The organism is Aquimarina sp. AD1 (assembly GCF_003443695.1).
GTDB lineage: Bacteria > Bacteroidota > Bacteroidia > Flavobacteriales > Flavobacteriaceae > Aquimarina > Aquimarina latercula.
In genome coordinates this window covers 4,371,533-4,394,625 of sequence record NZ_CP031966.1, presented here as the reverse complement: position 1 = coordinate 4,394,625, position 23,093 = coordinate 4,371,533, and the positions used below count along the sequence as shown (strand labels likewise).

General features: G+C 33.5%; 15 protein-coding genes. 9 read left to right on the top strand and 6 right to left on the bottom strand.

All coding sequences use genetic code 11. From position 1 onward, the window contains the following. Positions 1–5 precede the first annotated feature (5 nt). Positions 6–1,232 (bottom strand): 2-oxoglutarate dehydrogenase complex dihydrolipoyllysine-residue succinyltransferase, encoded by a 1,227-nt coding sequence (gene odhB / locus D1815_RS18865; protein ID WP_027393921.1) that lies wholly within the window; start codon positions 1,230–1,232, stop codon positions 6–8. Positions 1,233–1,292: 60 nt separating this feature from the next. Further along, positions 1,293–4,079 (bottom strand): 2-oxoglutarate dehydrogenase E1 component, encoded by a 2,787-nt coding sequence (locus D1815_RS18860; protein ID WP_118388903.1) that lies wholly within the window; start codon positions 4,077–4,079, stop codon positions 1,293–1,295. A gap of 114 nt (positions 4,080–4,193) precedes the next feature. Here D1815_RS18860 and D1815_RS18855 point away from each other — a divergent pair, with 114 nt between their 5' ends. Together D1815_RS18855 and D1815_RS18850 are read left to right on the top strand one after the other, a co-directional pair. Next, entirely contained in the window at positions 4,194–4,715 is a 522-nt protein-coding gene (locus D1815_RS18855) for a hypothetical protein (protein ID WP_035085784.1), read from the top strand. A gap of 138 nt (positions 4,716–4,853) precedes the next feature. Continuing rightward, a complete protein-coding gene (locus D1815_RS18850; protein WP_120650121.1) occupies positions 4,854–5,225 on the top strand; it encodes a hypothetical protein in 372 nt (123 codons plus the stop codon). A 16-nt stretch (positions 5,226–5,241) separates the two neighbouring features. On the opposite strand, the gene D1815_RS18845 is transcribed toward D1815_RS18850, so the two are convergent. Beyond that, a complete protein-coding gene (locus tag D1815_RS18845; RefSeq protein WP_027393925.1) occupies positions 5,242–5,868 on the bottom strand; it encodes a hypothetical protein in 627 nt (208 codons plus the stop codon). A gap of 167 nt (positions 5,869–6,035) precedes the next feature. Here D1815_RS18845 and D1815_RS18840 point away from each other — a divergent pair, with 167 nt between their 5' ends. After that, positions 6,036–6,380, top strand: a complete 345-nt coding sequence (locus D1815_RS18840; protein WP_027393926.1) for a hypothetical protein — start codon at positions 6,036–6,038, stop codon at positions 6,378–6,380. A 96-nt stretch (positions 6,381–6,476) separates the two neighbouring features. Here the strand turns inward: D1815_RS18840 and D1815_RS18835 are convergent, their stop codons facing one another. Beyond that, a complete protein-coding gene (locus tag D1815_RS18835; RefSeq protein WP_118388901.1) occupies positions 6,477–7,451 on the bottom strand; it encodes a polyprenyl synthetase family protein in 975 nt (324 codons plus the stop codon). A gap of 539 nt (positions 7,452–7,990) precedes the next feature. Between D1815_RS18835 and D1815_RS18830 the strand changes: the two genes are divergently transcribed. The 4 genes from D1815_RS18830 to D1815_RS18815 are packed head-to-tail and all read left to right on the top strand — an operon-like array spanning position 7,991 to position 14,739. Beyond that, on the top strand, positions 7,991–8,590 hold the full coding sequence (locus D1815_RS18830) for a TetR/AcrR family transcriptional regulator (protein ID WP_118388900.1): 600 nt from the start codon (positions 7,991–7,993) through the stop codon (positions 8,588–8,590). 3 nt (positions 8,591–8,593) lie between these two features. Continuing rightward, positions 8,594–10,015, top strand: coding sequence for a TolC family protein (locus D1815_RS18825; RefSeq protein WP_118388899.1), 1,422 nt, complete (start codon positions 8,594–8,596; stop codon positions 10,013–10,015). An 8-nt stretch (positions 10,016–10,023) separates the two neighbouring features. Further along, positions 10,024–11,190 (top strand): efflux RND transporter periplasmic adaptor subunit, encoded by a 1,167-nt coding sequence (locus D1815_RS18820; protein ID WP_118388898.1) that lies wholly within the window; start codon positions 10,024–10,026, stop codon positions 11,188–11,190. Between the two features lie 6 nt (positions 11,191–11,196). Continuing rightward, entirely contained in the window at positions 11,197–14,739 is a 3,543-nt protein-coding gene (locus D1815_RS18815) for an efflux RND transporter permease subunit (protein WP_118388897.1), read from the top strand. 69 nt (positions 14,740–14,808) lie between these two features. Here the strand turns inward: D1815_RS18815 and D1815_RS18810 are convergent, their stop codons facing one another. Together D1815_RS18810 and D1815_RS18805 are read right to left on the bottom strand one after the other, a co-directional pair. After that, positions 14,809–16,200 carry a RagB/SusD family nutrient uptake outer membrane protein gene (locus tag D1815_RS18810; protein ID WP_240337532.1) on the bottom strand — a complete coding sequence of 464 codons (1,392 nt, stop codon included), beginning with the start codon at positions 16,198–16,200 and terminating at the stop codon, positions 14,809–14,811. Positions 16,201–16,211: 11 nt separating this feature from the next. Beyond that, positions 16,212–19,214, bottom strand: coding sequence for a SusC/RagA family TonB-linked outer membrane protein (locus D1815_RS18805; RefSeq protein ID WP_118388895.1), 3,003 nt, complete (start codon positions 19,212–19,214; stop codon positions 16,212–16,214). A 246-nt stretch (positions 19,215–19,460) separates the two neighbouring features. On the opposite strand from D1815_RS18805, the gene aspS reads away from it, so the two are divergent. Together aspS and D1815_RS18795 are read left to right on the top strand one after the other, a co-directional pair. After that, positions 19,461–21,209, top strand: a complete 1,749-nt coding sequence (gene aspS / locus D1815_RS18800) for an aspartate--tRNA ligase (protein ID WP_118388894.1) — start codon at positions 19,461–19,463, stop codon at positions 21,207–21,209. A gap of 65 nt (positions 21,210–21,274) precedes the next feature. Continuing rightward, positions 21,275–23,059, top strand: a complete 1,785-nt coding sequence (locus D1815_RS18795; protein ID WP_027393934.1) for a chloride channel protein — start codon at positions 21,275–21,277, stop codon at positions 23,057–23,059. Positions 23,060–23,093: the final 34 nt, after the last annotated feature.

Genomic DNA, 23,093 nt, shown 5'->3' with positions numbered 1-23,093 from the left:
TTCGACTAAAGTTCAAGGGCTTTATTTATATTATTATCCATTAATAATTCTTCAGGATTTTCTAATGCCTCCTTAACAGCTACCAAAAACCCAACAGATTCTTTACCATCAATAATTCTATGATCGTAAGACAATGCCACATACATAATCGGTGCTACAACTATTTGTCCGTCTCTTACAATTGGTCTTTCTACAATATTGTGCATTCCTAAAATAGCACTCTGCGGTGGGTTTATGATCGGAGTAGATAACATACTACCAAAAACTCCTCCATTAGTAATTGTAAAAGTTCCTCCTGTCATCTCATCTACCGTTATCTGACCTTCACGAGCTCTAATTGCCAACCTTTTAACCTCAGACTCAACTCCTCTAAAGCTTAAGTTTTCAGCATTTCTAATTACCGGAACCATCAATCCTTTTGGTCCAGAAACGGCAATACTGATATCTTGGAAATCATAAGAAATCATCTCTTTACCTTCAATCATCGAATTAACGGCTGGATACATTTTTAGAGCTCTTACACAAGCTAATGTAAAAAATGACATAAACCCAAGACTAACTCCATGCTTGCTTTTGAATGTTTCTTTATATTGTTTTCTTAAATCAAATATCGGCTGCATATCCACTTCGTTAAAAGTAGTCAACATCGCAGTTTCATTCTTCACAGAAACTAATCTCTCCGCTACCTTACGACGTAGCATAGATAATTTTTTACGTGATTCTCCTCTACTTCCAGGTCCTGGAGTACCCATTGATGGTTTTGCATCAACTGCATCTGCTTTGGTAATACGTCCATCGCGCCCAGTTCCTTTTACTTGAGAAGCATCAATTCCTTTTTCAGCTAACACCTTTTTAGCAGCTGGCGAAGCAGTTCCAGTTGCATATGTTTCTGTTTTAGCTGGAGCTTCTGTTTTCGCAGGTACTGGTGCCTCTTCCTTTTTTTCTTCCGTTTTTGAAGTTTCTTTAGATGCAGAAGAACCTCCTTCTGGTTTAGCTGCATCTGTGTCAATAAGACACACAACTTCACCAACAGCTACAGCGTCTCCTTCTTCTGCTTTTAGTGTAATAATACCACTAGCTTCTGCAGGAAGCTCTAACGTTGCTTTATCACTATCTACCTCTGCTATTGCTTGATCTTTTTCCACATAATCACCATCTTCTACAAGCCATTGAGCTATTTCTACTTCTGTAATGGATTCTCCCGGAGAAGGGACTTTCATTTCTAAAGCCATAATTCTAAATTTATACTTTATATCGCTTTCGCGAAAATATTTCTATTTATAGTTACTTTACTATTTTCTTTTTCTTCTTTGATTATCCTTTGTTTTATCAAAAACAAAATCGATTACTTCTTGATGTCTTCTTTTAGATCTAGTAGCACTACCCGCCGCAGGTGCCCCGTAAGGCCTTCTACTTGCAAATCTAAATGAACTGGCATCATCATAATGCATTAAAATATGACTTAGCGCACCCATATTACGTGGTTCTTCTTGAGCCCAAACAACATCGGTAGCCTTGTATTTTTTAATTAATATATCCATTTCCTTTGCTGGAAGTGGAAATAACTGCTCTAATCTCACCAAAGCAACATCATTCCTATCCAATTTTTCTTTTTCTTCTAATAAGTCATAATAAAACTTACCTGTACAGAAAACCAATGTTTTAGTATCTTTTGCCTTAGCTACTGGATCATCTATTACAGTTTGAAAACTTCCATTAGCAAATTCTTCTACAGAAGAAACTACTTTAGGATGACGTAATAAACTTTTTGGAGTAAAAATGATTAAAGGTTTTCGATATGTAGCTTTCATTTGTCTTCTTAACAAATGAAACATATTGGCTGGTGTAGTAACATCTGCTACAAACATATTATCTTTAGCACATAATTGAAGGTAACGTTCCATTCTCGCAGAAGAATGTTCTGCTCCTTGTCCTTCATATCCATGTGGTAATAACATTACTAATCCATTCTGAAGCTTCCATTTATCCTCTGCAGAAGAAATATACTGATCAATCATAATCTGTGCTCCATTACTAAAATCTCCAAATTGAGCTTCCCAAATTGCCAAGGATTTTGGACTAGCCATAGCGTATCCGTAATCAAACCCAACAACGCCATATTCTGAAAGCAAAGAATTATAGATATAAAAATCTCCTTGTTCTCCTTTTAGGTTATTCAATAACAATACTTCCTCTTCACTATCCTCAACCTTTACAACAGCATGTCTGTGAGAAAAAGTTCCTCTCTCGACATCTTGTCCACTCATTCTAACATCATACCCTTCTTTGAGCAGTGATCCATATGCTAGTAATTCTCCCATAGCCCAATCCAACTGATCTTTCTCAAAAAACATTTTATGTCGTTGATCAATTAAACGCTCTATTTTACGAAGGAATTTCTTATCCGACGGTAATTTAGTAATAACCTCTGCAATCTCAGTTAGTGCTTCTTTAGAATATGTGGTATCCACAACTTCCATCATCTCATCCTCTTGAACTCTTGTAAATCCAGCCCACTCATCTTGCATAAAAGGAGTGATTACTGTCTTTTCTTGTTTTCGAGAATCTTCTAGCTCTTCTTCTAGAGATGCTTTATATTCTTTTTCAAGATCCGAAACATGATCGTGATTTATAATTCCTTCAGAAATTAATTTCGCTGCATAAATATCTCTAGGGTTTTTATGTTTAGCTATTGCCTTATACAACTTGGGTTGTGTAAAACGTGGCTCATCACCCTCGTTATGACCGTATTTTCTATAGCCTAGTAAATCTATAAATACATCGCGTCCAAAATTCATTCTAAAATCAAGCGCAAAATTTGTTGCATGCACAACAGCTTCGGCATCATCTGCATTTACGTGAAGTACAGGAGACAAGGTTACTTTACCAACATCTGTACAATACGTAGATGAACGTGCATCTAAATAATTCGTAGTAAAACCTATTTGGTTGTTTACGACAATATGAATAGTTCCACCTGTCTTATAACCATCTAATTGTGCCATTTGGACAATTTCATACACCAAACCTTGTCCAGCAATAGCTGCATCTCCATGAACAACAATTGGTAAAACCTGTGATATATTATCTTTATAATACTTATCCTGTTTAGCTCTAGTAATTCCTTCTACTACCGCTCCTACAGTTTCTAAGTGAGATGGATTAGGGGCAATATTCATGTTAATTGCCTTACCCGAATCTGTTTTTCGTTTAGAAGTCCATCCTAAATGATACTTTACATCACCATCAAAAACAGCCTCTTCATAATCTTTACCATCAAACTCGCTAAATATATCTTTTGGGCTTTTTCCAAAAATATTGGTCAATGTACTAAGACGACCACGATGTGCCATCCCCATAACAAACTCTTTTACTCCCATACCAGCCGCTTTTTCTACTAAAGCATCTAATGCAGGTATTAAAGACTCTCCTCCTTCTAGAGAAAAACGCTTTTGACCTACATATTTAGTATGTAAAAAGCTCTCAAAAGATACTGCTTGATTTAGTTTCTTAAGAATATGTTTTTTCTGATCAGTAGAAAATTTAGTCCTATTGGTATTAAAATTTACACGATCTTGTATCCACTGCCTCTCTTCAGGATTTCTAATATACATGTATTCGATACCTATAGCATCACAATATATTTGCTCTAAATGAACAATTATATTACTTAATGTATTAGGTCCAACTCCAATAATCTCTCCGGCATTGAACACTGTATTAAGATCCCCTTGACTTAAACCAAAATTCTCTAGAGCAAGAGAAGGATGATACTTTCTTCTTTCTCTTACTGGATTTGTTTTGGTAAACAAATGACCTCTGGTTCTGTAGGCATCGATAAGACGCACAACCTGAAATTCTTTTTGAAGATTTTCGGGAACAGCTACAGCAGTATCTCCCGAATCTTTTTCTATATAAATTGTTTCCCCAGAGCCATCTGCACTTTCTAATCCAAAATCAAATCCTTGAAAAAATGCTCTCCAACTAGGTTCTACACTATCTGGGCTTTGCAAATATTGATCGTATAAATCTGCAAAAAATGCGGTATTAGCCGCATTCAAAAATGAATATTTATCCATATGTAAGTATTCAACCGTCTTTTTATTATAAAACATCACAAAAATACAATAATTACAGTATATTGAGTATGGAATTATATATATTTATTGTAACATTTTTTTACCATTTTAACAATGAAAGTGTTTCTTATTCATAAAATCAAAATCATACTCTTAGTATCCGCAATGTTATTTTCCTTACAACAATGTTATTCTCAGGAAGACAATTTTTGGTCTCGAGTGAGGATTGGAGGTAACATAGGTATTGGGTTTACAAACGATACTTTTAACGGAATCCTAGCTCCTTCTGCTGTCTATGATTTTAATAATCAATTCAGTATGGGTTTTGGTCTTAATTTTGGATATACTGATTCTCGTAATTTTACGGCAACAAATTATGGTGCTAGCATTATTACTCTTTACAATCCTTTTCCTTCATTACAATTATCTGCTGAGTTTGAACAAATGGGAGTAAGTAGAAGTTTTGAAATTGAAGGACCCAATATAAATGATAATTATTGGTATCCCGCTTTATTTATAGGTGCAGGCTATAGAGTAGGATTTGTTAGTGTTGGTTTACGATATGATGTTTTATACGATGACAACAAAAGTATTTATGCCAGCGCTTATGCTCCTTTCGTGAGAGTATTTTTCTAAAAACCACAATACTACAGAAAAAAATACGTTTTTTATCTAGAAAAAAATACCGGTTATCTAATATATAGCGGAAGCGCCATAGTTTTCTTGTATTTTTTCTACTTTTAATATCAATTACGATTAAAACCCCAAAATAAAATGAAAAACTACTTACTAATGCTATCCATTGCGATAGCAGTATCTTCGTGTTCTAGCAACAAAAAAACGGTAACGACAAAATTCGATCCTAACAACAATCCTTATTACGTAAAAAAAGAAAAAAAAGGAGTAACCGAAGTAAACGATCCTAAAATACAAGGAAAAATTAATACAATTATCGAGAAACATCTCGGGATTTCAATATCTTCTATTGCCATATCACCAATTACTCTTAATAATTCTGGATATCACTGGAAATTTATGAATGTAAGAAACGGTAAAAGTTTTATAGGATCTACTGATCTTAAATTTGAGTCTGTTAAAATAACAAAGAACAAGAAGAAACCTAATACTCAAGTATCTGATTTTTAAAAGATATTATTGTATTCTACCAGATATGAAAAATACATTGTCGTTTTCTGTTTGAATAACTCTGTAGTTTCTGTTCTGCTTTTCTTAAAAGTTTATATTTATAGCTTACTTCAGCGGTATCTTCAATACAAATACCTTTTTTAAATACAAGGGTATTAAAGTATTCGTGATCCCAATCAACAAGTTTTTCGCTATGCTTTCTTTCGAAACAGCCTGAATTCTCTTTATTTTCAAAGTACATCCTTTGTTCTGTAACTTCAATTACTTTTTCTGCAGTTGTAGAGGACACTCCCTGACTACTTTCTTTATAAAGTGTATTCATATACATGATTTCAGAAATTGAAGTCTTCAACTTTAATTTATCTTCATCTATAAAATAATTTTCTAAAAACGTATCATTACCAAAACCTTGCTTATAAACATGAGTCATCAATCTCAATTTATCATTCAAATAATAAAGCTCTATTCTTCCTGATAAATCCTCCGAACATTTATAATATTTTGTTCTATTTTTTATTAAAGTATCCTTTGCTGTAATTCTTTTTAAAAAGGTTTCATAGGAATCATTAACATCATCAAAACTTTCCTGTCCGTTTGAAACACTTAGGAAAAACAATAATAATACAAGTGGAAATATTTTCATAACAACAACTACTTACAATTAGGTTACAACAGATTAGCTTTTTTTCTTAATAACTGTTTTTAATCGAAAAAATCAACAAATCAACCAATATTACATTTTAATTTTATGCTTAAAACACAATTTTACTATGTTTAACCAGTAATTTTGAATTATTAAACAAACTCATTATGAAAACAAAATTACTCATTGCTCTTTTAGGGTTTTCCATTATTAGTTGCTCTAGTTCTAAAGAAACATTAAAAGAAACAAATACCGTAACATCCGCACCAGAAAAAGCTCGTAAAAACGAAGCTAGCATAAATTATGCATCCAAAGAAATTAACCGTAAAATTAATAGTATAATTCAGAATTATTTAGGCGTACCAATTTCTTCTATAGCCAGGTCAGATGTAAAAGAGACCGAACAAGGATATCAATGGAAATTCATGAATGTAAAAACGGGAGAAAACTTTATCGCTAATACTGATTTTAATTTTAACTCAGTAAAAATTATAAAAAACAAAAGAAGTTAATATCGTAGTAACCTACAACTACTTTTATTAATATTAATACGCAGTTTTTTTGCCTCAACTAAGCGTAACCTGATTTAATTATAAATCAGGTTTTTTTTATACATTTCTATTCATCAATTGTTCTCCAAAAATTTGTAAAATTTTCTTTTTATCCTGCGAAATCGATAAATTATTTAAAACCTCAAAAGCTTTTTCTGTATACTTCTCTATTTCTATTCTTGTTTTTTCTTTTGCTCCAGTAGTTTCAAAAATACTCTTAACAGTTTGTATTTTCTCCGATGGATCTTCTGGGTTTAAAGAAAAAAGTCCTTCTAACTGCTTTTTCACATTATCATCTGCATTCTCCATTGCTTTAAGGAACAAAAAGGTTTTTTTATTCTCGATAATATCTCCACCTACTTGCTTTCCAAAAGTAGCAGGATCACCAAAAGCGTCTAAATAATCATCTTGCAACTGAAAAGCCAAACCAAGCAACCTCCCAAAATCATAAATAGCAGATTTACAAGCACCTGAGGCATCTGCTATAATTGCACCCATTTGCATCGCTGCAGCAACCAGTACCGCAGTTTTATACTCAATCATTTTTAGATATTCTGGAATTGTAACATCATCTCTTGTTTCAAAATCAATGTCGTACTGCTGCCCTTCACAAACTTCAATTGCAGTTTTAGTAAACAATTGTGCTAATTGCTTAAAAGTATCTCCTTCATAATTTTCAAAAAGTTGATAGGCATTAATCAACATAGCATCTCCCGAAAGAATCCCTGTATTAATATCCCATTTTTCATGAACAGTCTCTTTCCCTCTTCTTAGCGGGGCATCATCCATAATATCATCATGGACTAAAGAAAAATTATGAAAAACTTCAATGGCTAGTGCCGCATCAAGGGCTTTTTCGTAGGATCCACCAAAAATTTCAGATGTCATCAACACCAAAACTGGTCTTAATCTTTTCCCTCCAAGTGTAAGGATATAGGAAATAGGCTCATATAGATTTTTGGGTTCCTTGTCTATAGTATTCTTTGATAAATAATCTAAAAAATATTCTTGATAATCTGAAATGCTATTCACCACTCTTTTTTTGCGCTAAGGTAAAATAAAAATTAAAAATCTGTTTAGTTAAAAACCTTATCTCTAGTCAAAATAAACATATACTATTTTATTGAAACTAAAAGTCTTCGGACACCTATAAAATCCATGATAGTAATTCTTTAAAATTAACCTAAAACAGTCTTAATCATAAAAAAAATAATTCTAAAACCTTTGTCTACACCATAATATTAACAATATCTAATACTTGTAAAAGCACAAAACCTAATAATAGCTTCGGAGCATATGAAAGATCCCCCTAAAAACTATAAAATAAACACTACTATACATCAACTAAATCTAAAGTAATAAATTAAGATTTTGTAATTTATAAGATAGACTGTCCAAATTAGACAGCCTTTTTCGTTTTATTCAAAAAAGAAAAGCATAATTAAAACAGTTCAACCCTGCATTGTGACGGTTCAAGTTATTTCATTGTTAAAAAATTGTGAAACTTAGGAAACTTTTAATGTTTTTAAAGTTTCCTCATGTACATTTGCACAAAATAATCTAAACCCTAGATGAAGGAAAAAATAATTGAAAAAGCAAATGACATGTTCTTAAACCTTGGCTTTAAGAGCGTTACAATGGATGACCTTGCTTCGGAAATGGGAATTTCTAAGAAAACGATTTACGCACATTTTCAGAATAAAACAAAGCTAGTCGAGGCTACTACAGATCATTTATTCTGTAATGTTAGCGATGGAATCGACGCTATTTTAGAAGAAAACAAAGAACCCATAGAAGAATTATACGCCATTAAGGCATTTGTAATGCATCACCTTAAAGGTGAAAAGACATCCCCTCAATATCAGCTTCAAAAATATTATCCAAAAATTCACAGTAGTCTAAAAATTAGACAATTTGACACAATGCAAGAATGCGTTATAGAAAATTTGGAAAGAGGTATAAAAACAGGAGTTTTTAGAGAAAATATCGATACTGAAACTATTTCAAGATTATACTTTATGGGAATGACAGGAATAAAGGATCAAGAAATGTTTCCTATCCAACGATTTCCAATATCAAAATTAATGACAGATTATTTAGAATATCATGTACGTGGTATCGCCACAGAAAAAGGATTAAAAATTTTAGACAACCTATTAAAACAACCATAAATTATGAGAAACAACCTTTGGTCGATATGTTTCTTTAGCTTATTTACAACAATTTCTTTTGCACAAGAAACACCCGTTTCTTCACAATATTCATTTACATTGGATGAAGCAATTGAATTTGCATTAGAAAATAGTTATCAGTCTATCAATGCTAGACGAGATGTAGCTAAAGCTTTAAAGCAAAAATGGGAAACCACAGCAACCGGTTTACCACAAATTAATGCTGCGATTGATTATCAAAATCAATTAAAGCAACCAGTTTCTTTGTTACCAGCATCAGCTTTTGACAGTAGAGAAAGTACTATTAATACCGTTGAAGAATTCTTTGACTTAACCGCTAATGGTTCTCCCGACCCACTTGAAGGTTTTATACCAGTAGTTTTTGGAACTAAACAACAACTAACTGCAAGTGCTACATTATCTCAACTACTTTTTGATGGATCTTATCTTGTTGGTTTAGAAGCTGCTAAAAGTTTCTTACAGTACACTAATGATTCTCAAGAAAAAACACAACTTAATGTTCGCGAAAGTGTTATTAATGCCTACGGTAGTGTTTTGGTATCAAATGAAAGTGTAAAAATACTTGAGAATAATAAAACTGCTTTAGAAAAGAATTATGAAGAACGAAAAAAGATTTTCGAAAATGGTTTAGCAGAAGAAGAAGATGTAGAACAATTGCAAATCACGTTACTGCAGATTACTAATCAACTAAATAATGCACAACGATTATCTAAAATAGCATTACAAATGTTCAACCTCACTATTGGAGTAGATGTTGATTCTAATACTGTTTTGTCCGACAACCTTAATACTTTAACTATTAAAAATGTAGATACATCTGTTGGATTAAAACCTTTTGTCATAGAAAATAATGTTGATTATAGATTAGGATATTTATTAACAGAGCAAAGAAGATTAGAACTAAAATTAGAAAAAAGTAAAGCCTTGCCTACATTATCCGCTTTTGTAAATTATGGAACCCAAGCCAATAGTAATTCTTTTACATTCTTAGAGAACGAACAACGCTGGTTTCAATCCTCAATATTAGGAGTAAGTCTTAATATTCCAATTTTCAGTTCTTTAGGAAGAAGTGCAAGAACACAACAAGCAAGAATCGCTTTTGAACAAGCAAATACATCTTTTACAGAAGTACAACAGCAAATTCAATTACAATACAATTCTACAGTAAGTGATTATCAACTTTCTCTAGAAACATATGAAACCTCTAAGCAAAATCTTGCCTTAGCAGAAAGAATAGAAAACAAAAACCAAATCAAATATACCGAAGGATTGGCATCCAGTTTTGAGTTAAGACAAGCACAATTACAATTGTACAGTGTACAACAAGAAGTGTTACAAGCAATGCTTACTATTATAAACAATAAAGCCAAACTAGAATCAATTCAAAATACACCTAATAATTAGACATACTCATGAAAAAAATACTTACCATATTCTCTGTATTTCTTCTTTTTGCTTCTTGTGGTCAAAAAGATGGAAAATCTATTGAAAAAGTAATAGAAAATGGCGACCTAACTGCGATTAGAGCTAAAAGAAGTGAAATTGTAGCTGAACAACAAACTATTGCAGACAAACTTAAGCAATTAGACGAAGCTATAGCATCATTAGACAGTATCAAAAAACTTCCTCTGGTTACTACAATACAAGCAAAAGATACTTTATTTAATCACTATTTAGAATTACAAGGAAGTGTAGAAACAAAAAAGAATATTGTTCTATATCCAGAAACTTCTGGAACACTTCTAAAAGTATTTGTGAAAGAAGGACAACGTGTTTCTAAAGGTCAGACATTGGCTAGAATTGATGATGGTGGTCTTAGTCAACAAGTGGCTCAAATGGAAGTGCAGGCAGAATTAGCTAAAACTACTTATGAGCGCCAGAAAAAATTATGGGAACAAAAAATAGGTTCCGAAATTCAATACTTACAAGCAAAAACAACTTATGAGTCTTCTAAAAACGGAGTTGATCAGATGAAACGACAATTGGCTAGATCCGTAGTGACCGCTCCATTTTCTGGAATCGTTGATGATGTTATCGCAGAACAAGGAAGTGTTGTTGCTCCTGGACAAACAGAATTAATTCGTATCGTTAACTTAAACGATATGTATATTGAGATCGAAGTTCCGGAAACATATATTTCTAGTATTGTAAAAGGAAAAGAAGCAAAAGTTCATTTTCCAATATTGGGAACAACTATAGATACAAAGATCAGACAAGTAGGTAATTATATAAATCCTAATAATCGTTCATTTACTGTAGAAGTATCAGTACCAAATAAGGACGGGATTATTAAACCCAACCTTACTGCTAAAGTAAAAATCAATGATTATACTAGCGAAAAGGCAATCTTGATACCCCAAAGTATTATTTCAGAAAATTCTGAAGGTGATCAGTATGCATATGTAACTTCCGGAAAAGATGCTAAAAATATAGCAGAAGCAAAACGTACAATCGTAAAAACTGGGAAAACTCAAGGAGACTATATAGAAATCCTAGAAGGAATCACTAATGGAGATGATATCATAAGTGAAGGAGCTAGAAGTGTTAAAGATGGTCAGAAAGTAGAAATTATAAACTAATATCTTATGGAAGTAAATAAGAAAAAAGTAGATAAAGAATTTAGATTATCGTCTTGGGCCATAGACAACCCAACTACCATTTATGTAATGATGGCGATTTTCTTCATTCTTGGATTATCGGCATATTTTTCTATGCCAAGAGAGAATTTCCCAGAAATTAATGAAACCAAAATTTACATTAGCGTTCCATACCCAGGAAATACCTCTGAAGATATAGAAAGACTTATCGTTGATCCTTTAGAAGATAAATTAAAGAACCTTGGTGGAGTTGTAGAGATAGTATCTACATCTCAGGAGGATTATGGAATTATAACAGTAGAGTTCGAAGAAAAATTTACTGTTGCAGAAGCAAAACAAAAGGTAAAAGATGAGGTAGACTCTGAAAAATCTAACGAAGACTGGCCAACTTTTAATGGAGCCAAGGTAGAACCAAATGTTTTTGATTTGAGTATCTCAGAAGAAACTCCAATCATGAATATCAATATAACTGGTGATTATCCAGTAGATAAGTTAAAACAATTTGGAGAATATCTAGAGGATGAAATTGAAGATCTAAAAGAGATCAAAGGTGTTGACATAAGAGGCGCCCAAGAAAAGGAAGTAGAAGTAGCTGTTGATATTTATAAAATGATGGCTGCTAAAGTAAGTTTTGATGATGTCATTAATACCATTAGAAACGGAAATGTCACTATGTCTGCCGGAAATATGATCACTAGCGGACAACGAAGAACAATCAGAATTCTAGGTGAGATAGATCAACCTTCAGAACTGGATAATTTTGTAGTAAAATCTCAAGACGGAGCTGTATATCTTAGAGATATTGCAAAAGTTACTTTTAAAGAAGAAGACAAAACTACCTATGCTAGAGAATTTGGAGATAATGTAGTAATGCTAGAAGTTAAAAAACGTTCTGGAAAGAATATGGTAGAAGCTGCAGACCAAATTAAAGTAATCGTTGCAGAGGCCGAAGAAAATGTATTCCCTACAGATCTAAATATTAGTATAGCTAATGATCAATCAACAAAAACGATCAATCAAGTAGATGATCTGGTAAACAATATCATCTTTGGAATAATTCTCGTAGTTGGTGTATTGATGTTTTTCTTGGGATTTAGAAATGCTTTGTTCGTCGGGTTTGCAATACCTATGTCCATGTTCATATCATTTATGATTTTATCTCTATTAGGGTACACAATGAATACTATGATCCTTTTTGCATTGATTATGGGCTTAGGAATGCTCGTAGATAACGGTATTGTAGTAGTAGAAAATGTATACCGATTAATGGAAGAAGAAGGCATGTCTCGTATCGAAGCAGCCAAAAAAGGAATTGGCGAAATTGCATTTCCTATTATTGTTTCTACACTAACAACAGTTGCTGCCTTTGTTCCTCTAGGTATGTGGCCAGGTGTCATGGGACAGTTTATGATATATTTTCCAATTACATTATCGGTCGTATTAGGTTCGTCATTATTTGTAGCTATCTTTTTTAACTCCATGTTAGTTTCTAGATTCATGGACATTGGTGAAAAAGAATTAACAGTAAAACAATTGATACGCCTAAGTTTAATTCTTGGTGGGTTTGGAATATTTATAATGATTGTTGGCGGTCCAGCAAGAGGACTTGGTACTTTAATGATATTTACCGCGATCATGTTCTGGATTTATAAGTACCTTTTAAAAAGAATGGCTACTTTTTTCCAAACCAAAATTTTAACTTGGTTAGAAAACACTTATCAACGCTTTCTTTCATTTGCGTTAAGAGGATGGAGAACTTATGCTTTTATAATTGGAACATTCTTACTACTTTTTGTAGTATTTGGTGCATTTGGTGCTTCGATTGGAAGTCAACGAACTAAAGTAGAATTCTTCCCTGATAACACCCCAAATCAAATCATTGTATACATCGAATATCCACAAGGAACGGATATCGAAAAAACAAATAAAATCACTAAAGAAATTGAAAATCGTGTATACGCCATCATAAATGATCAAGAATATATCGAAGGTGAAGATCACAACTTTTTGGTAGAAGCTGCGGTGTCCCAAGTAGGGGAAGGTGCCGGAAATCCTCAAACAGATGGTGGTAGTAGTGCAGAAATGCCGCATCGTGGTAAGATCATTGCCGCTATGAGAGAGTTTAAATTCAGAAAAGGAAAAGATTCTGAAGAATTACGATTTAAAGTACAAAAAGCATTAAAAGGAATTTATCCTGGTATTGCTATTTCTGTTGAAAAAGATGCAGTAGGCCCCCCTGCTGGATATCCAATCAATATCGAAATCGAAGGAAAAAATTATGATGAGTTGATTAACGTTGCAGAACGTATGAGAAACTTTATCAATGAAAAAAATATTCCTGGTATCGAAGAATTAAAAATAGATGTTAATAAAGGGAAACCAGCTATGCAAGTAGCTGTTGATAGACAAAAAGCTGGTGAATTAGGTGTAGCAGCTGGTCAGGTTGGTAATCAATTGCGTCGTTCTATTTTTGGTGAAAAAGCTGGTGTTTACAAAAAAGAAGGAGAAGATTATGATATCTATGTACGCTTTGATAAAAATGATCGCTATAATACCAGCGCTCTATTTAATCAAAATATTACGTTTAGAGATCAAGCAACTGGTAGACTCAAAGAAATTCCTGTTTCTGCAGTAGCTTCTAAGAAGAATACTTCTTCTTTTAGTGCTATAAAACATCGTGATACTAAGAGAGTGGTTACTGTATATTCTGGATTACAACCTGGTTATACTGATGCCGGTGCTATCGTAGCACAAATAGAAACTGAGATGGCAAGTTTTACAGGTAAACCAAACAGTGTTAAAATTAACTATACGGGTCAGATTGAAGAACAGAATAAACAAATGGAGTTTTTAATGGGTGCCTTTTTTGCAGGATTAGGACTTATTATGTTAATCCTTATTTTCCAATTTAGCTCTATTTCCAAACCTACAATTATTATGATTGCAATTTTCTTAAGCTTTATTGGAGTATTTGGAGGAATTCTAATCACTGGGGCAGCATTCGTAATTATGATGACCATGATGGGAATCATATCTCTGGCAGGGATTGTAGTAAATAATGGGGTGGTACTTCTTGATTATACCCAATTATTGATTGATCGTAAGAAAGTAGAACTCAATATTCCAGAAAATGAGCATCTTGATAATGATGAGGTAATGAAACTGATCGTAAAGGGAGGAAGAGCTCGTCTTAGACCTGTAATTCTTACTGCGATTACAACGGTATTAGGTCTGATTCCTTTAGCAGTTGGATTTAATATTGATTTCTTCTCATTATTTGCCAATTTTGACCCTAAGATTTATATCGGTGGAGATAATGTTATTTTCTGGGGACCTTTAGCTTGGGCTGTTATTTACGGATTAATTATAGCTACCTTCCTTACTCTAATTATAGTACCTTGTTTGTTCTTTATGGTACACAAGATAAAGGTTTGGTTTAGTAAAAAAAGAGATGCTAAAACAATAATCACTGAAGAACCAGATCTTGAAGATGATGAGGGTGGTGAAATTCCTATACCATCTGCAACATAAGTGAAACTTAATTATACAAAAAACGCCGCAGATTTGCGGCGTTTCTAATTTCAAAATAATATAAAATGATTATTGATTTTCTGACAAAGGTATTGGTAAAACATTAAATACTTGATCTCCTGCTCTATCAATAGGTAACGTATTAGACAATCCATATCTTTTTAAATCAAACATTCTATGATTCTCTGCCCATAAAGAATAACGTCTTTGATTTAAAAGTTCCGTTGTTAGATCTCCTGATGTTTGAGCACCAGCATAATCTACTAAACCGGCTGTATTACGAATTACATTCAATGCATCCTCTGCATCTTGTAAATTACTTGCTAATATACTCGCTTCTGCATATATTAAAATTAGTTCTTCATTTCTAAGAATGTCAATTGGTGTTACATTCGATGCATATAATCTCGTTTCATGTGTTCCATTGAGTCCATCCTGAGCACTTGGCGTTGGCCTAACCGCTGCTTTAGATGCTACTCGTGTATCACCTGCTTCAGCATCATTTATCCAACTATCATGAACAATAATCTGATCCGCATTATTTGGTTCCTCAGCGGATGTTGAAGGTGAACGAAAAACACCATTAGGTAGATCTCCAGCTCCTAATCCAAAAACATATTTAGGCCCATTGGTTAAACTTCCCATAAGATCGAAATAAGAGTTTGACAATTCTGAAAGAGCACTAGTTCCATCTCCTGCATATACTGCAGCAAGGGCGGCAACAGCTCTATTAAATAAAATGAATTCATCAATAGTAATTTGACTATTATCATCACGTACATCATCTCCCATCTCACCCGATGCATCTATTAAATTACCAAAACCTGAAATAGGAAATAAAAATTGATCTAAAGATGTAAATCCACTTAAATCATTTTCAGCTTCGTCTAACAAGTTTCTAATTTCTACAAGTGCGGCATCAAATTCTAAAAAAGGACCAAGATTATCCGGATCTGCTACATCAATTCTTGCTGTACCATAGGATTTCAAAACCTGAATAAGCTCATATGCAATATAAGTTTTAGCAAAACCTCGATATCCATTTTTATCCATTTCCTCTATAGCCTGTGTATTATCTAAAGCGGCTAATAGTACATTTGCATTTTTAATACATCTATAGCTTCCAGTAAATTGAGCGGTACTATAAAATGAATTATTATCTAATTGAATTCCATTTTTTCCCAACAAATCTCCTGTGTTTCTAGGATCTGCGTCAAATAAGTATAATTCTCTTGCCAATGTACCACTGGCCGTCGTTTCTATACCATGACCATCTCTAGAACTAGCCTGAATTCCAATTGCTAATTCATTAAGTTGTCGTAAGGAAGCATTAGATTCTACCCCTTCAAGACTTGGTCCATTAGGGTCAATGTCTTCATCAAAAGAACATGATACTGTTACCATAAAAAGTAAAACAAGCACCAGATGATATTTCGTTTTCATTATTATTCTATTATTCATTATTGCTTATTTTAAAAATTAACATTTAGGTGAAAGTAAAATTGTTGAGAACTAGGAAACGGTGTTACCTCTATACCACTGGATAAACCTGCTCCTCCATTTACAGATACCTCTGGATCATAACTACTATAATCTGTAATAGTAAATATGTTCCTTCCTGATACTCCTAATTTTACACCCTCTACTACTTCTCCAAAAAGTCCTTCTACAATATTGGTAGGAAATCTATAATAAATCGCTGCCTCTCTTAATCTCACATATCCTGCATCTTCTATAAAACGTTCGGCATTGGCTGCCGTTCCAAGTCGAGCTTGTCCTTCTGGAGTTTCCAAATCTGGAGAAGTTTGTCCTAGATCAGTAAGAAACCTGGATAAGTTTAGGTTTTCTCCTCCTTGCTTCCATTGTAATAAAAAGGAAATATCCAATTGTTTGAATAAAGTGAATTGATTGTTAAAAGCCATTTGAAAATCAGGCTCTACATTTCCTACTTGCTGCAAACTTCCTTCTATCGGTCCATCTCCATCAGGATCTATATTTCCTACAATCTGTGTAACTGGTTGTCCTTCTTCTATAAAAAACGTACCTAAACCGGTTCCAAAACCAGCACCAGGTTGCGCGAATGCAGGCACATCTAAACGAGTCACTTCGGATCTGTTAAAATAAAACTGAATTCCAGTATTCCAATAGAAATTATCACCTCTCCAAACATCTCCTCGTACTGCCAATTCAAGTCCTTGATTCACTAAGTCGGCAAGATTAGTGGTTTCTGTAGTGAAGCCAGAGGAGGCTGGTACATTTCTAGATAATATCAAATCACTAACTTTTCTATTATAATATGATGCTTCTAAAGAGACTCTACTATCTAATATTCCAAGATCCATACCTACTTCAAATTCTGCCGAAGTTTCTGGTTCAATATCCGTATCTCCTCTTGTTCCTACACTAAGACCACCATTGCCTCCAATATTACTTGGGTTCAATCTTGTGTATATAGAACCAAAAGCTGCAGATGAGCCCGTTTCTCCATAAGCACTTCTTACTTTTAATTGATTGATACCTTCAACATTCCAAAATTCGAAATTTGCTATATTAATAGCAAGAGAAGCTTTAGGAAAACCATATAACTTGTTTTGATCTCCATTTAATGTGGATTTATCTAAACGATACCCCAAAGTAGCAATTATTTGATCTTTATAGTTACCTTCTATCTGAGCAAAATATCCAAAATCCTTTTGGTTTGATCTAGTCTGGTCAATCACCTGATTTACCGATTGATCTACACTTGTTTGCCCTCCAAATAAATTAGAACCTCTACTATTCACTAAGTTAGCCTGTTGTTCTAAATAACTAACTCCTCCTTGTGTAGTAAGACCCAAATCACCATTGAGTGCAGTATGATCCCATACGGCAAAAGTTAACAAATTAAATTGAGTAAAATTGTTTCTTCCCTCAGCGACAAAACCTTCTTGATTACCTACTTGAGCTTGATGGGTCTCTGGTACATATACATATGTTTCATTTGCCAGATAGTCGATACCTCCATTTACTACAAACCTTACCTTATCTTTCTCTTTGTTCAATAGTTTAGTAGTAAATTTTACACCTTGTATAAATCTATTATTAGAATCTTCGTTCTTAGCTTGATCTCTTACAAATATTGGATTCCCAGGATAGTTTGGGTTATTAGGATAGTTCCCATCAGCATCTGGAAATAAATTATTCCAAGGTCTTGTAAATGCTAATGTATACCCAAAACTTAATCCTCCTTCATTTTCATTTCCTGTAAAACTTCTACTAGAATTACTTCTTACATAGTTAGAGGATAAAGAAACATCGAAAATGTCCGAGATTTTATGATCTATATTACTTCGAATAGAAAATCTATCAAAACCTGTCTTTTGGATAATCCCTTCTTCATCACGGTAAGAACCACCTATATAAAATCTAGTTTTATCATTCCCTCCGCTGGCACTTAATTTTGTTTCAGAAATAAAACCTACATTTCCATAAATTTCATCTTCATAATCAATTAATCCACCGTTCTGAATAGCATTATTAAAAGCAGCAACTTCTGCTTCAGCCGCAGCTCTTGACCTTGCTTCAGCCTCTGGATCATCAGGATTAGGTGTAAAAAATGCATCAAATACACTTGTAGCTGTCCAAGGGCGCAATCCTAATCTGTTTTGTATAACATTGACCCCTGTATCCTGACTAAATCTAATTTTAGTTTTTCCGCCTTTTCCTTTTTTAGTAGTAATAATTACTACCCCAGCATTTGCTCTCGTTCCATAAATTGCTGCAGCAGAAGCCCCTTTTAATATTTCAATATTTTCTATATCATTAGGATCTATATCTGCCAGTCGGTTTCCAGCATTTTCCTCATTACCTCGATTCGCTCCAGATGCAAAACGAAGCCCTGAAGGTATCTCTACATTATTAATATATACTCCATCTACTATAAATAGAGGTTGATTATTTCCGTTAATCGATGATATACCTCTTAACCTTAATGCAGTACCACCACCTGGTGCTCCAGAGGAGGCAGTAATATTAACACCTGTTACTTTACCATATAATGCACCGTCTACAGTTGTTTGTCCTGTATTACCAACTAGTTCTTCAGAAGATACAGTAGAAACAGCATTAGCAAGATTAGCTCTTTTTATAGATGAACCTAATCCAGTAACCACCACTTCTTCTAACGACTCAGTAGATTCGCTAATTTGAATTGTGATATTACCAGCTTGAGAAACATCTACCATTTTAGTCGAAAAACCAAGAGCAAATACTCTTAATCGTGCCGGTAATGAACCTACGGTAATTGAAAAATTACCATCAATATCACTAGCAGTGCCGTTATTCGTACCATTCTCTACGATATTTACGAATGGTGCTCCTTCACCGGTACTTTCAATAACTACTTTTCCGGTAATAGTTTCCTGAGCAAAAAGCATGACAGGAAAGAAAAACAAGAATAGCAAAAGCCCCTTGCTAGTTTGTGTTTGTTTTTTCATAATGATTTGTTTATAAGTTTGGTTAAATCTATTAAAACATTCTTATAAAAAAAAGTTAAAACTAACATATGTTAGTCCAGAAAACAATGATTATCAATAAGTTATAAGCTTAAACCGTAAATATTATACAGTAAACACGTAGTCCTTTTTTTAGATAAACTATTAATAATTATACTATTCATTTTCAGAGAAACTCAATTACAATTAATATTAAACTTCTTATTTTTGCAGCCTTAACAAACAACTATGTATAGAAGTCATTCTTGTGGTGAATTACGCACCTCCGATATCAATAAAGAAGTAACCTTATCTGGATGGGTCCAAAAAGTAAGAGACAAAGGATTCATGATATGGGTAGATCTAAGAGATCGTTATGGAATAACCCAATTGATCTTTGATGAAGAACGCACTCCTTCTGATGTTATGGAAAATGCAAAAACTCTTGGTAGAGAATTTGTAATACAAGTCAAAGGAACTGTAATAGAACGAGAATCTAAAAATCCAAATATTCCTACTGGTGATATCGAGATTTTAGTGCAAGAATTGCAAATTTTAAATGAAGCATTAGTTCCACCTTTTACCATTGAAGATGAAACTGATGGAGGTGAAGATATCAGAATGAAGTATAGATATCTTGATATAAGAAGAAACCCTGTAAAAAATAGCCTGATGTTTCGTCATCAAGTTGCTATGAAAGTTCGTAACTATTTATCAGAAGATGGTTTTATAGAGGTAGAAACGCCTTATTTGATAAAATCAACCCCAGAAGGAGCTAGAGATTTTGTTGTTCCATCTCGTATGAATGAAGGTCAATTTTATGCTTTACCTCAATCTCCGCAGACTTTTAAGCAACTATTGATGGTTGGGGGAATGGATAAATATTTTCAGATTGTAAAATGTTTTAGAGATGAAGATTTAAGAGCGGATAGACAACCAGAGTTTACTCAGATTGACTGCGAAATGGCATTTGTTGAACAAGAGGATATTCTTACTATTTTTGAAGGACTTACTCGTCATTTAATTAAAGACATTAAAGGTCAGGACATTACTGATTTTCCAAGAATGACTTATGACGAAGCCATGAGAACGTATGGTAATGATAAGCCAGATATCCGTTTTGGAATGAAATTCGGAGAACTAAATAAAGTAGCTCAACATAAAGAATTCAAAGTTTTTAATGATGCCGAATTAGTAGTTGCAATTGCTGTACCCGGAGGAGCTTCTTATACTAGAAAAGAAATTGACAAACTAATAGATTGGGTAAAACGTCCACAAGTAGGAGCACTAGGAATGGTGTATGTAAAATGTAATGAAGATGGAAGTTACAAATCATCCGTGGATAAATTTTATGACCAATCTGATTTATCCAAGTGGGCAGAAACTACTGGTGCAAAACCTGGAGATCTTATTTGTGTACTATCAGGGCAAGCAACTAAAGTACGAGGACAGTTAAGTGCATTAAGAATGGAACTGGCAGAAAGATTAGGATTAAGAAATCCTGAGGAATTTGCTCCATTATGGGTAGTTGATTTCCCTCTTTTAGAATGGGATGAAGATACAGAACGATATCATGCAATGCATCACCCCTTTACATCTCCAAAACCAGAAGACATACCTCTTTTAGATACTAAACCAGGTGATGTTAGAGCAAATGCTTATGATCTGGTATTAAATGGTAACGAAATTGGTGGTGGATCTATCCGTATTCATGATAAAGAAACGCAAGCATTAATGTTTGACCATCTAGGTTTTACTCCCGAAGAAGCAAAAGAACAATTTGGTTTCTTAATGGATGCCTTTCAATATGGAGCTCCTCCACACGGAGGAATAGCTTTTGGATTTGATAGATTGGTAGCGATACTTGGAGGTCAGGAAACCATTAGAGATTTTATTGCTTTCCCTAAAAATAATAGTGGTCGAGACGTAATGATAGACGCTCCTGCTAATATTGATCAAGAACAACTCAAGGAATTAAACATAAAACTAGATTTATAAAATAAAACATCCCGCCGAAAGCGGGATTTTTTATTACCTTTAATCTAAACCTTGAATATCCATAGATGCCAGCTAAAAAAAAGACGCTACTACATAGGTTTTTGATTTGGCGATATCGTCATATCTCCAATAAAAACTTTGTTCTTATTTTAAGTGTTTTTGTTGGTTTTTGTGCTGGTCTCATTTCTCTTTTACTTAAGAACATTACACACCTAATACAGGTAGTTTTGGAAAGTGATATTATCTCATGGCAAACATCTTTTTATTTTATTATTCCAATGATTGGGCTCCTGATCGTTTACATTATTACAAAATTTATAGTCAAAAAGAGTGTAAAATCTGCTATTCCAATGATTTTATATTCTCTTTCTAAAAAAGATGGAAAAATAAAACCATTAAGTGGTTACTTACCACTCCTTCTATCTCCTATTACTGTAGGTTTTGGAGGTTCTGTAGGATTACTTGGCCCAGCTGTGGGCTCGGGTTCTACATTAAGTTCAAATCTTAGCTCATTATTTAAGTTAGACACCAAAACGCGTTTTTTATTAATTGGATGTGCTGCTGCAGGAGCGATTTCCGCTGTTTTTAAATCTCCTCTTGCCGGTTTAGTATTTGCCGTAGAAGTATTTAGTCTTGACCTTACCTTAACTTCATTATTACCATTATTATTTGCTTCCGTTTCATCGATTATCACTTCTTATTTCTTTTTAGGAGATGAAGTATTGTTCAGTTTTGATGTTCTAGAAAAATTTGATATTTACGATACTCCTTTTTACATTATTCTCGGAATTGGAACAGCAGTTGCTTCTATTTATTTTACTAAAATGTACTTCGGAATTCTTCATTTTTTCGATCGTTTTCCTAAAAAAATTCATCGTTTACTTATTGGTGGTTTTGCTATTGGTATCATGCTATATTTTATTCCACCACTTTATGGTGAAGGATTAAGTTTTATTAATGATCTTTTAAATGGAAATCACCTTGCAGCTATTGGAAATACTCCTTTTGATACCATGACAGACAACATCTGGATGATCATTGCTTTGCTTACAGGTATAACAATTTTTAAAGCAATTGCGATGACGGCAACATTTGGTGCTGGTGGTTCTGGAGGGATTATAATCCCCACTATGGTAATGGGCAGCGCATTAGGCAATGTAGTCTCCAAAATAATCAATAATCTCGGTATTGGTATTCAAGTATCCGAAGCCAATTTTACTTTATTAGGAATGGCTGGCCTTATAGCCGGTGTATTACACGCTCCTCTTACTTCTATTTTTCTTATAGCTGAAATTACTTCTAGTTATGAATTATTTGTACCATTGATGATTACAACAGCTATATCATTCATTATTTCAAAAAATAGTATCGAGCATAATATTTATACAAGAGAGCTTGCAGAACAAGGGTTATTACTTACACACGATAAAGATCAAACCGTTCTTACCCTTATGAAATTAGATGATTGTATCGAAACTAACTTCATTCCTGTTAATCCTGAACATACTTTAAAACATCTACTCAGTGAAGCTGTTGCTAAATCCAATAGAAATTTATTTCCTGTTGTTGATGAATCTAATACTTTATTAGGGATTGTAAAATTAGATAATATCAGGGATATTATGTTTGATATTTCTCTGTACCATAAAACTACCGTTGCTATGTTGATGACCCAACTAGAAACTATGATTGTTTATGAAGAGGACGATGCAAAAACTGCAATGCGGAAATTTCAAGACACTGGGGCTTGGAATCTTCCTGTAGTTAAAAACGGAAGGTATTATGGCTTTATTTCCAAATCAAAATTATTAACCGCTTATCGAAGAAAACTTATTAATTTCACTAGATAAATACCTTTTCAAAGAATTTAGATAATAAAATAAA

Coding starts and splice junctions, on each gene's coding strand:
- D1815_RS18860 (WP_118388903.1), bottom strand. CDS start 4,079: ATGGATAAATATTCATTTTTGAATGCGGCTAATACCGCATTTTTTGCA.
- D1815_RS18820 (WP_118388898.1), top strand. CDS start 10,024: ATGAAAAAAATACTTACCATATTCTCTGTATTTCTTCTTTTTGCTTCT.
- D1815_RS18810 (WP_240337532.1), bottom strand. CDS start 16,200: ATGAATAATAGAATAATAATGAAAACGAAATATCATCTGGTGCTTGTT.
- D1815_RS18825 (WP_118388899.1), top strand. CDS start 8,594: ATGAGAAACAACCTTTGGTCGATATGTTTCTTTAGCTTATTTACAACA.
- D1815_RS18850 (WP_120650121.1), top strand. CDS start 4,854: ATGAAAAACTACTTACTAATGCTATCCATTGCGATAGCAGTATCTTCG.
- D1815_RS18845 (WP_027393925.1), bottom strand. CDS start 5,868: ATGAAAATATTTCCACTTGTATTATTATTGTTTTTCCTAAGTGTTTCA.
- odhB (WP_027393921.1), bottom strand. CDS start 1,232: ATGGCTTTAGAAATGAAAGTCCCTTCTCCGGGAGAATCCATTACAGAA.
- D1815_RS18795 (WP_027393934.1), top strand. CDS start 21,275: ATGCCAGCTAAAAAAAAGACGCTACTACATAGGTTTTTGATTTGGCGA.
- D1815_RS18805 (WP_118388895.1), bottom strand. CDS start 19,214: ATGAAAAAACAAACACAAACTAGCAAGGGGCTTTTGCTATTCTTGTTT.
- D1815_RS18830 (WP_118388900.1), top strand. CDS start 7,991: ATGAAGGAAAAAATAATTGAAAAAGCAAATGACATGTTCTTAAACCTT.
- D1815_RS18840 (WP_027393926.1), top strand. CDS start 6,036: ATGAAAACAAAATTACTCATTGCTCTTTTAGGGTTTTCCATTATTAGT.
- D1815_RS18815 (WP_118388897.1), top strand. CDS start 11,197: ATGGAAGTAAATAAGAAAAAAGTAGATAAAGAATTTAGATTATCGTCT.
- aspS (WP_118388894.1), top strand. CDS start 19,461: ATGTATAGAAGTCATTCTTGTGGTGAATTACGCACCTCCGATATCAAT.
- D1815_RS18855 (WP_035085784.1), top strand. CDS start 4,194: ATGAAAGTGTTTCTTATTCATAAAATCAAAATCATACTCTTAGTATCC.